Genomic DNA, 10,116 nt, shown 5'->3' with positions numbered 1-10,116 from the left:
AACTCAGGAAGATCCGAGCTCGCTGTCGATGAAGTCGAAGATCTCGTCGTCGGACGCGGCCTGAATGCGGTCGGCCACGTCCTCGCCGCCGTCGCCGTCGCCGCTGCCGTCCGGGTCGCCGCCGGTCTCGTCCCAGCGGGTCAGCAGCGACTGGAGCCGGGCCCTGATGTCCGCCCTGACCTCCTCACCGGCCGTGGGCGGGAGCGCGGGCAGCGCGGCTTCCAGCTTCGCCAGTTCGGCGAGGACGAGCGCGGTGTCGTCCGGGACGAGTTCGCCCCGGAGATGGCGGGCGAGGACGGTCGCGCTCGGGTAGTCGAAGAGCATGGTGGCGGGCAGCCGGAGCCCGGTGGCCGCGTTGAGCCGGTTCCGCAGCTCCACGGCGGTCAGCGAGTCGAAGCCGAGTTCCAGGAAGCCGCGTCCGGTGTCCACGGCGTCCGCCGACGGATAGCCGAGTACGGCGGCGACATGGGTCGCGATCACGCCGACGAGGGCGCGCTCCTGCTCGGCCCGCGGCCGGCCCGACAGCTGGTCGGCGAGGCCGGAAGCATCGCCGCCACCGGCACCGCCACCGGAGGACTCCGCCCGGCGCCGGGCCGGGGTGCGGACCAGACCGCGCAGCAGGGGCGCTACGGGGCCGGTGGCGGCGGCGATCCCGGCGGTGTCCAGCTTCATGGGGAGCAGCAGCGCCGTCCCGGCCGCCCCGGCGGCGTCGAAGAGCGCGAGCCCCTCCTCAGAGGTCAGCGCGGTCACTCCGGCGCGGCTCATCCGCGACAGGTCGCCCTCGCCGAGGTCGCCGGTCATACCGCCGCTCTCGGCCCACAGGCCCCATGCCATGGATACGGCGGGCAGCCCGTCGGCGAGCCGGTGGTGGGCGAGGGCGTCCAGGAAGGCGTTGGCGGCGGCGTAGTTGGCCTGGCCGGGACGGCCGAAGGTGGCCGCGGCGGACGAGAACAGGACGAACGCCGACAGCTTGTGGCCGCTGGTCAGCTCGTGCAGGTTCCAGGCCGCGTGGACCTTGGGCCGGAGCACCCGGTCGAGCTTCTCCGGGGTGAGCGAGGAGAGGACTCCGTCGTCGAGTACGCCCGCCGAGTGCACGACACCGGTGACGGGTTCGCCGATGGTGTCGATCAGCTCCGCCAGCGCCCCGCGGTCCGCCACATCGCACGCGGCCACGGTGACCTCGGCTCCGAGGGCGGTCAGTTCGGCGTCCAGTTCGGCCATTCCGGCGGCTTCGGCGCCGCGGCGGCTGATCAGGACGAGGTGCCGCACTCCGTGCTCGGCGACCAGATGACGGGCGACAATCCCGCCGAGCGCCCCGGAGGCCCCGGTCAGCAGGACGGCTCCGGTACCGAAGTCCGCGGGCTCCGCGCCGGGCGTCCGCTCGGCCCGGGCGAGCCGGGGGGCGAGTACGGCTCCGTCGCGCAGGGCGAGCTGCGGCTCTCCGGTGGCGAGGGCGCCCATGAGTGCCCGGTGCACCTCGGTGCCGGTGCCGGTGCCGGTGTCTCCGGTGGAAGCGGCGATCGCGTCGGGGTCGGGGTCGAGGTCGAGGTCGAGCAGGACGTACCGGTCGGGGTCCTCGGACTGTGCGGTCCGCGCCATGCCCCACACCGGCGAGTTCGCCAGATCGGGCAGCTCACCGGCGCCGGTCGCCACCGCGCCACGGGTGAGCAGCACCAGGGTGGTGCCGTCGGGCACCGGGGCCTCGGCCCAGGCCTGGAGCAGGGCGAGCGTGCGGGCGGTGGTCGCGGCGGCGGCCCCGGCCGGGTCGGTCCCGGCGGCCGTACCCGGGGCGTCGTCCGTGCCCGGGGCGTCGTCCGTGCCGGGGGCGAAGGAGACGAAGACCCGCTCGGGTGCCGCGCCGCTCATGAACATCGCGTCGAGGTCCGTGTACTGGTCGATTCCCTCTCGGGCCAGCCCGAAGTCGTCGGCCCCGAGTACGGCCCAGGTGCCGGCCTCCGGAACTGCCGGGGCGGCCGGGGCCACCACCGGGACGGGGGTCCAGTCGACCCGGAACAGCGCGTCGTGCCGGGCCGCGCCCGCCGCCCGGATCTGCCCCGGGCTGAACGGCCGGGTGAGCAGTCCGCCGACGGCCGCGACGGGCAGGCCCGCCGGGTCGGCCAGCTGGAGCGCCACACCGCCCTGCTCGTCAAGGGCGAGCCGCACCCGGGCCGCGGTGGCACCGGAAGCGAAGAGGGTCACGCCTTCCCAGGAGAACGGCAGCCGGGTCTCCCCCGCGCCCTCGCCGTCGCCGCTGCCGCCGCCCGCCATCAGGGCGTGCAGGGCCGCGTCGAGCAGGGCCGGGTGGAGTCCGTACGCACTCTTCTCGTCCTCGGGGAGCGCGATGTCGGCGAAGATCTCGCCGTCGCGGCGCCATACCGACCGCAGGCCCTGGAACAGCGGCCCGTACTGGAAGCCCGCGACCGCGAGCCGGTCGTACAGCCCGTCGGTGTCGACCCGTTCGGCACCGGCCGGGGGCCACTGCGCCAGGTCGAACCCGGGGGTGTCGGCCGTGGGCGACAGCAGGCCGGTGGCGTGCCGGGTCCACTGCCCGTCGTCGCCGGACGAGTGCACGGTGAGGGCGCGCCGCCCTTCGCCGTCCGGAGCCGCGACGGACACCTGGAGGTCGATTCCGCCCGTCTCGGGTACGACGAGGGGTGCCTCCAGGGTCAGTTCGTCGACCCGGCCGCAGCCGGCCTGGTCCCCGGCGCGGATCGCCAGTTCGAGGACGGCGGCACCGGGCAGCAGGATCACGTCCGCGACGGCGTGGTCGGCCAGCCACGGGTGGGTACGGAGGGAGAGCCGGCCGGTGAGCAGTGTGGTCCGCGCGTCGGCCAGAGTGACGGCGGCACCGAGCAGCGGATGCCCGGCCGCGCCGAGCCCGACCGCGGTGACATCGCCGGTCCAGGACGTGTTCAGTTCGGGCCAGTAGTGGCGGCGCTGGAAGGCGTAGGTGGGCAGTTCGGTGCGGCGGGCGCCCGGGAAGAAGGCCTGCCAGTCGACACCGACACCCCGGACGTACGCCTCCGCGAGGGAGGTGAGGAGGCGCTCGGGTCCGCCGTCGTTGCGGCGCAGGGTGCCGACGGTGACCGCGTCCGCACCGGCGTCGTCGATGGTCTCCTGAACCCCGACGACGAGGACGGGGTGCGCGGATGACTCGACGAACACACCGTGACCGTCGGCCAGGAGCGCCCGTACGGCGTCCTCGAACCGGACCGTACGCCGCAGGTTCTCGTACCAGTACTCGGCATCCAGAACCGAGGTATCGATACGGGCCCCGGTCAGGGCGGAGTAGTACGGCACCGAGCAGGCGCGCGGAGCCACGGGGCCTAGGGCGCTCAGGACCTCGTCGCGGATCACCTCGACATGCGCGGAGTGGGAGGCGTAGTCCACGGCGATGCGCCGGGCCCGTACACCCTCCTCCTCACAGGCGGCCAGAAGCGCGTCCAGACCGGCCGTATCACCCGACACGACCACACTGTTCGGCCCGTTCACGGCCGCGACGGAGACACCATCGAAAGCGGCCACCCGCTCTTCGACCTCGCTGAAGGACAGCGGCACGGACACCATCCCGCCCAGACCCGCCAGCTTGATGATCGCCCGACTCCGCAGCGCGACAACCCGGGCGCCGTCCTCCAGCGACAGACCACCCGCCACCACAGCAGCCGCGATCTCACCCTGGGAATGACCCACCACCGCGGCAGGCTCCACACCACACGACCGCCACACAGCGGCCAGCGACACCATCACCGCCCACAACACCGGCTGCACCACATCGACCCGCTTCAAGGCCTCCTCGTCCCCGAGGACCGCCTCAAGCTCCCAGTCGACAAACGGCTCCAACGCCTCACCACAAGCCGTCATGGACTCCCGGAACGCGGGAGAGGTCTCCCACAGCCCCGCAGCCATCCCCACCCACTGCGAACCCTGCCCCGGAAACACGAACACCGGCTTGCCCGAGCCCGGCACCACCGAACCCGAGACCACCGGGCCGGAGCCGTCCGCGACGGTCGTGAGGTCGCCGTTCAGGACGACGGCCCGGTGTTCGAACACCGACCGCGACGCGAGCGTCAGCCCGATGTCGTCCGCGTCGAGCCCGGCGACCGCCGGTGCCAGACGTCCGGCCTGCTCCCGTACGGCCTCCACCGACCGGCCCGACAGCACCCACGGCACCACCCCGGCCGACAGCGACAGCGCTGCCGGGACTACCGCAGTGTCCGGCGCGTCCTCCTCGGGGGCCTCTTCGATGATGGTGTGGGCGTTGGTGCCGCTGATACCGAAGGACGAGACGCCCGCCCGGCGGGGGCGGTCGTCGCGCGCCCACTCCAGGGGTTCGGTGAGCAGTTCCACCGCGCCCGCCGTCCAGTCCACGTGCGGCGACGGTTCGTCGATGTGCAGGGTCCGCGGCAGTACGCCGTTCCGCATCGCCATGACCATCTTGATGACACCCGCGACACCGGCCGCGGCCTGCGTGTGACCGATGTTCGACTTGATGGAGCCGAGGCGGAGCGGCCGGTCCTCCGGCCGGTCCTGGCCGTACGTCGCGAGCAGTGCCTGCGCCTCGATGGGGTCGCCGAGTACGGTGCCGGTGCCGTGCGCCTCGACGACGTCCACATCGGCCGTCGCCAGCCCGGCCGACGCCAGTGCCTGGCGGATCACCCGCTGCTGCGAAGGCCCGTTCGGCGCCGTCAGACCGTTCGACGCACCGTCCTGGTTCACCGCACTGCCGCGCACAACCGCGAGGACCTGGTGGCCGTTGCGCCGGGCGTCCGACAGCTTCTCCACCAGCAGGATGCCCGCGCCCTCGCCCCAGCCGGTGCCGTCGGCGGCCCCGGCGAACGCCTTGCAGCGGTTGTCGGTGGCCAGGGCGCCCTGGCGGGAGAACTCCACGAAGGAACCGGGGGTGGCCATCACGGTCACACCGCCGACGAGGGCCATGGAGCATTCGCCCTGGCGCAGCGACTGGGCCGCGTAGTGCAGGGCGACCAGCGACGACGAGCAGGCCGTGTCGACGGTGACCGCCGGGCCTTCGAGACCGAAGGTGTACGAGATCCGGCCGGAGGCCACGCTGCCGGTGCTGCTGGTGGCGAGGAACCCGTCACCGGCCTGCGCCGACGCCTGCACCAGCCCGGCGTAGTCCTGGTACATCACGCCGACGAAGACTCCGGTACGGCTGCCGCGCAGCGACACCGGGTCGACGCCCGCCCGCTCCATCGCCTCCCAGGAGGTCTCCAGCAGCAAGCGCTGCTGCGGGTCCATGGCGAGGGCCTCGCGCGGTGAGATCCCGAAGAAGGCGGGGTCGAACTCGGCGGCGTCGTGGAGGAAGCCGCCTTCGAGTCCGGCCAGCGCCCCGGTGTCCCAGCCGCGGTCGCCGGGGACGGGGGTGATGGCGTCGCCGTCGCCGGTGAGGAGGCGCCACAGGTCCTCGGGCGACCGGACCCCGCCGGGGAACCGGCAGCCCATGCCGACGATGGCGATCGGCTCGTCGGACACGGCCGCCGTCACGGCGACGGCGCCGTGGTCGGCGGACTCGCCCGTCAGCTCGCCGAGGAGATATCCGGTGAGGGCGGTCGCGGTCGGATAGTCGAAGACGAGGGTGGCGGTGAGCTTCAGGCCGGTCGCCGCGTTGAGCCGGTTCCGCAGCTCGATGGCGCTCAGCGAGTCGAAGCCGAGGTCGGTGAAGGCGCTCTCCGGGTCGATGGCCGCGGCCCCGGCGTGGCCGAGTACGGCCGCGACCTGAGCGCGCACCAGCTCCAGCAGGGTCGCGGTCCGCTCGGCCGGCTCCAGCGCGGCGAGCCGTCCCGTCAGGGACGCCTCACCGGCCGCCGCCCGGCGGTTCGCGGCCGGTACGAGGGCGCGGAGCAGCGGCGCGGTGGCGCCCCGCGGGTCGAGCCGCATCGGCACCAGGACGGCGTCGCCGAGGGAGCGCGCGGTGTCGAAGAGCCGCAGCCCCTCCTCCGGGGTGAGGGCGTCGGCCCGCTCCCCGGCCATACCGGTGGACCAGGCGCCCCAGGCAAGGGACTGGCCGGGCAGGCCGAGGGAGCGGCGGTGGGTGGCGAGGGCGTCGAGGAAGGCGTTGGCGGCTGCGTAGTTGCCCTGGCCCGCGTTGCCGAAGACACCGGCGGCGGACGAGAACAGTACGAACGCCGTCAGGTCGTGGCCGCGGGTCAGCTCGTGCAGATGCCAGGCCGCGTCGGCCTTGGGCCGCAGGACCGTGTCCAGCCGTTCCGGGGTCAGCGAGGTGATCACACCGTCGTCGAGGACGCCCGCGGTGTGGATGACGGCCGTCAGGTCCGGCAGCGAGTCGATCAGCGCGGCCGCTGCGGACCGGTCGGCGACGTCGCACGCCTCGAAGCGGATATCGGCGCCGAGTCCGGTCAGTTCGTCGCGGAGTTCCGCGGCGCCCGGGGCCGCGGCGCCGCGGCGGCTGGTGAGGACGAGCCGCCGGACGCCGAGTCCGGTGACGAGATGCCGGGCGAGGAGGGTGCCGAGGGCGCCGGTCGCACCGGTGAGCAGGACGGTGCTGTCGGGGCCGATGTCTTCCGTCGAGGTGTGGTCGGCCGGGGCGGCGGCCGGCGCGCGGACCAGCCGGGGCGCGTACACCTCGCCGTCGCGTACGACGAGTTCGGGTTCGGCCGCGGCCGCTTCCAGCAGTCCGGCGGAGAGTTCCTCGTCGGTGTCGACGAGGACGTACCGGCCGGGGTTCTCCGACTGGGCGGTACGGATCAGACCCCAGGCGGCGGCGGTCGGCAGCTCCGTGTCGGGCCTGCCGGTGAACACCAGCCCGGCACCGGCGAACCGGTCGTCGTCCTGCCACTCCCGGAGGATGCCGAGGACGCGGTGGGTCAGCTCGTGCGCCGCGGTGGCGACGGGGCCGCCCGCCGTCAGCGGGACGACCACCACATCGGCTCCGGCTCCGACGCCGGTGAGGGAGGCGAGGGTGGTGTCGCCGTCGAGCACCGGCCAGGCGGTGGCCGGAGCCGGGCGGTCGGGTACGGCGACGGGCACCAGGTCGATCCGGAACAGCGGATCGGCCGCCCCGGCCCGCAGGGCGCCCGTAGGCACGGGCTTGAGGACGAGGGACTCGACCGCCGCGACCGGCGCACCGGCCGGGTCGGCCAGCGTCAGCGATACGGCGTCGGTCCCGGCGGGCGCGATCCGCACCCGGAGCGCGGTGGCGCCGGACGCGGTCACGGACACCCCGTTCCAGGAGAACGGGAGCCGGGCCGAGTCGAAGAAGGCACCGGCGCCGATGGCGTGCAGGACGGAGTCCAGCAGCACCGGGTGGAGGGTGAATCCGTCGGCGCCGTCCACGGAGACCTCGGCGAACACCTCGTTGCCGCGGGTCCAGGCGGCCCGCAGGGCACGGAAGGCGGTGCCGTACTCCAGACCGGCCGCGGCCAGACCGTCGTACACGGCGGCCACATCCGTCTCGGTGGCGCCGCGCGGCGGCCACTCGGCCAGGTCCGGGTCCGCCGCCGCGGCGACGGCGGTGCCGGTGTGCTCCAGCAGACCGCCCGCGTGCCGGGTCCAGACGGTTTCCTCACCGTCCGGCCGGGAGTACAGGGCCAGGGTCCTGGCGCCCGTGCCGTCGGGTGCGGACACCCACAACTGGACGGCGACGCCGCCGCGTTCGGGCAGCACCAGGGGTGCTTCCAGGGTGAGTTCGGCGACCCGGTCGCAGCCTGCCTGGTCGCCCGCGCGGACGGCCAGTTCGAGGAGGGCGGCGCCGGGCACCAGTACGGTGCCCGCGACGACATGGTCGGCGAGCCACGGGTGGGACTCGACGGAGAGCCGGCCGGTGAGGAGATAGCCGTCGTGGTCGGCGGTGGCGACCGCGGCGCCCAGCAGCGGGTGGTCCGCGGCGCCGAGACCGATCGCGGATACGTCGCCGGGCCGGGCCGAGGCGGCCGCGGGCCAGTAGCGCTGCCGCTGGAAGGGGTACGTCGGCAGTGCGGTCCGGCGGGCCCCGGTGCCCCGGTAGAGGGCGGCCCAGTCCGGCGAATGGCCGCGGACATGGAGTTCGGCGACGGCGGTGAGGGCGGTGGCGGCCTCGGGCCGGTCGCCGCGCAGGGCGGCGGTGAAGCCACCGGTGGCGACGCACTCCTGTCCGGCGGCGGTCAGGACGCCGCCGGGGCCGATCTCCAGATAGGTGGTGACGCCCGCGTCGGCCAGCAGGCGCATGGTGTCGAGGAAGCGGACGGCGTCCCGGACGTGCCGTACCCAGTACTCGGCGTCGACCCGCTCGGGCTGACCGGCGACCGGGATCCGGGCGGGCTCGTAAGAGAGCCCCTCGGCGACGGTACGAAACTCGGCCAGCATCGGGTCCATCAGGTGCGAGTGGAAGGCATGGCTCACCCGCAGGCGCTTGTTCTTCCAGCCCGCGGCGAGCTTGAGGACGGCCTCCTCGTCGCCGGAGAGGACCACGGCATTGGGGCCGTTGACCGCCGCGATGTCGACGCCATCGGTCAGTTGCGGGCGTACGTCCTCCTCGGAGGCTTGTACGGCGACCATCGCCCCGCCCTCGGGCAGCGCGCCCATCAGGCGGCCGCGGGCGGCGACCAGGGTGCAGGCGTCGTCCAGCGAGAGCACTCCGGCGATATGCGCGGCCGCGATCTCGCCCACCGAGTGCCCGGCGAGCCGGTCGGGGCGGATGCCCCACGACTCGACGAGCCGGTAGAGCGCCACCTCGACCGCGAACAACGCGGCCTGGGTGAACTCGGTCCGGTTCAGCCGGTCGGCGTCGTCGCCGAAGACCACGTCCTTCAGGGGGATTTCGAAGCGGGCGCAGACGGCGTCGAAGGCCTCCGCGTACACGGGGTACGTGTCGTACAGCTCCCGTCCCATGCCGATGCGCTGGCTGCCCTGGCCGCTGAACAGGAACGCCAGCTGCCCGGGGGTCCGGGTGCCCTGGACGGCTTTCGCCGGCGGGAGACCATCGGCGAGGGCACGCAGCGCGTCGGCCGCCTCGTCGCGGTCGGCGGCGACCACGACGGCCCGGTGCTCCAGCGCGCCACGGGTGGTGGCGAGCGAATATCCGAGGTCGGCGACGGTCCGGTCGTCGGCCACCCCGACGAGTTCGCCGATGAGCGCGGCCTGGGCGGCGAGCGCCTCGGCCGTACGGGCGGACAGGGGCAGGGCGACGGCCGGGGGCAGCGCCACCGGCTCGGTACGCTCCGCGTCTTCCCGGGGTACTTCCTCGATGATGGTGTGGGCGTTGGTGCCGCTGATGCCGAAGGAGGAGACGGCGGCGCGGCGCGGGCCTTCAGCCGTCCAGTCCCGGGCCTCCGTGAGGAGTTCCACCGCACCCGCCGACCAGTCGACGTGCGACGAGGGCTCATCGACGTGCAGGGTCTTGGGCAGCACGCCGTGCCGCATCGCCATGACCATCTTGATGACCCCGGCGACACCGGCCGCGGCCTGGGTGTGGCCGATGTTGGACTTCACCGAACCCAGCCAGAGCGGCTGGTCCTCCGGCCGGTCCTGGCCGTAGGTGGCGAGCAGGGCCTGCGCCTCGATGGGGTCACCCAGGGTGGTGCCCGTGCCATGGGCTTCGACAACATCGACATCGGCGGCCGACAGTCCGGCCGAGGCCAGGGCCTGGCGGATCACCCGCTGCTGCGAAGGACCGTTGGGCGCCGTCATGCCGTTCGACGCACCGTCCTGATTCACCGCGCTGCCGCGGACGATTGCCAGGACCTGGTGGCCGTTGCGGCGGGCATCGGAGAGCCGCTCCACGAGCAGCATGCCGACACCCTCGCCCCAGCCCGTACCGTCCGCGGCCTCCGCGAACGCCTTGCACCGGCCGTCGGCCGCAAGCCCCCGCTGACGCGAGAACCCGATAAAGGTCCCCGGCGTCGCCATCACCGTCACACCACCGGCCAGCGCCAGACTGCACTCCCCCTGACGCAACGCCTGAGCGGCGAGATGGAGGGCGACGAGCGACGAGGAGCAGGCGGTGTCCACGGTGACCGCGGGACCTTCGAGGCCGAAGGTGTACGACACCCGGCCCGACGCGATACTGCCCGTACCGCCCGATCCCATCGAACCCTCGGCGGCATCCCGCGAACTCTCCAGCAGGCCCGCGTAGTCGTGGTACATGACGCCCGCGAAGACGCC

The 10,116-nt window shown here is 73.8% G+C and carries 1 protein-coding gene; it reads right to left on the bottom strand.

Going from position 1 to position 10,116, the window contains the following annotated elements; genetic code table 11:
- Positions 1-3 precede the first annotated feature (3 nt).
- Positions 4-10,116: SDR family NAD(P)-dependent oxidoreductase (locus ACWDR0_RS29310; RefSeq protein ID WP_456354815.1), on the bottom strand; the 10,113-nt coding region annotated here is incomplete at its 5' end.

The sequence above is a fragment of the Streptomyces sp. NPDC003691 genome, assembly GCF_053981115.1.
This window is presented reverse-complemented; position numbering and strand designations above follow the sequence as displayed.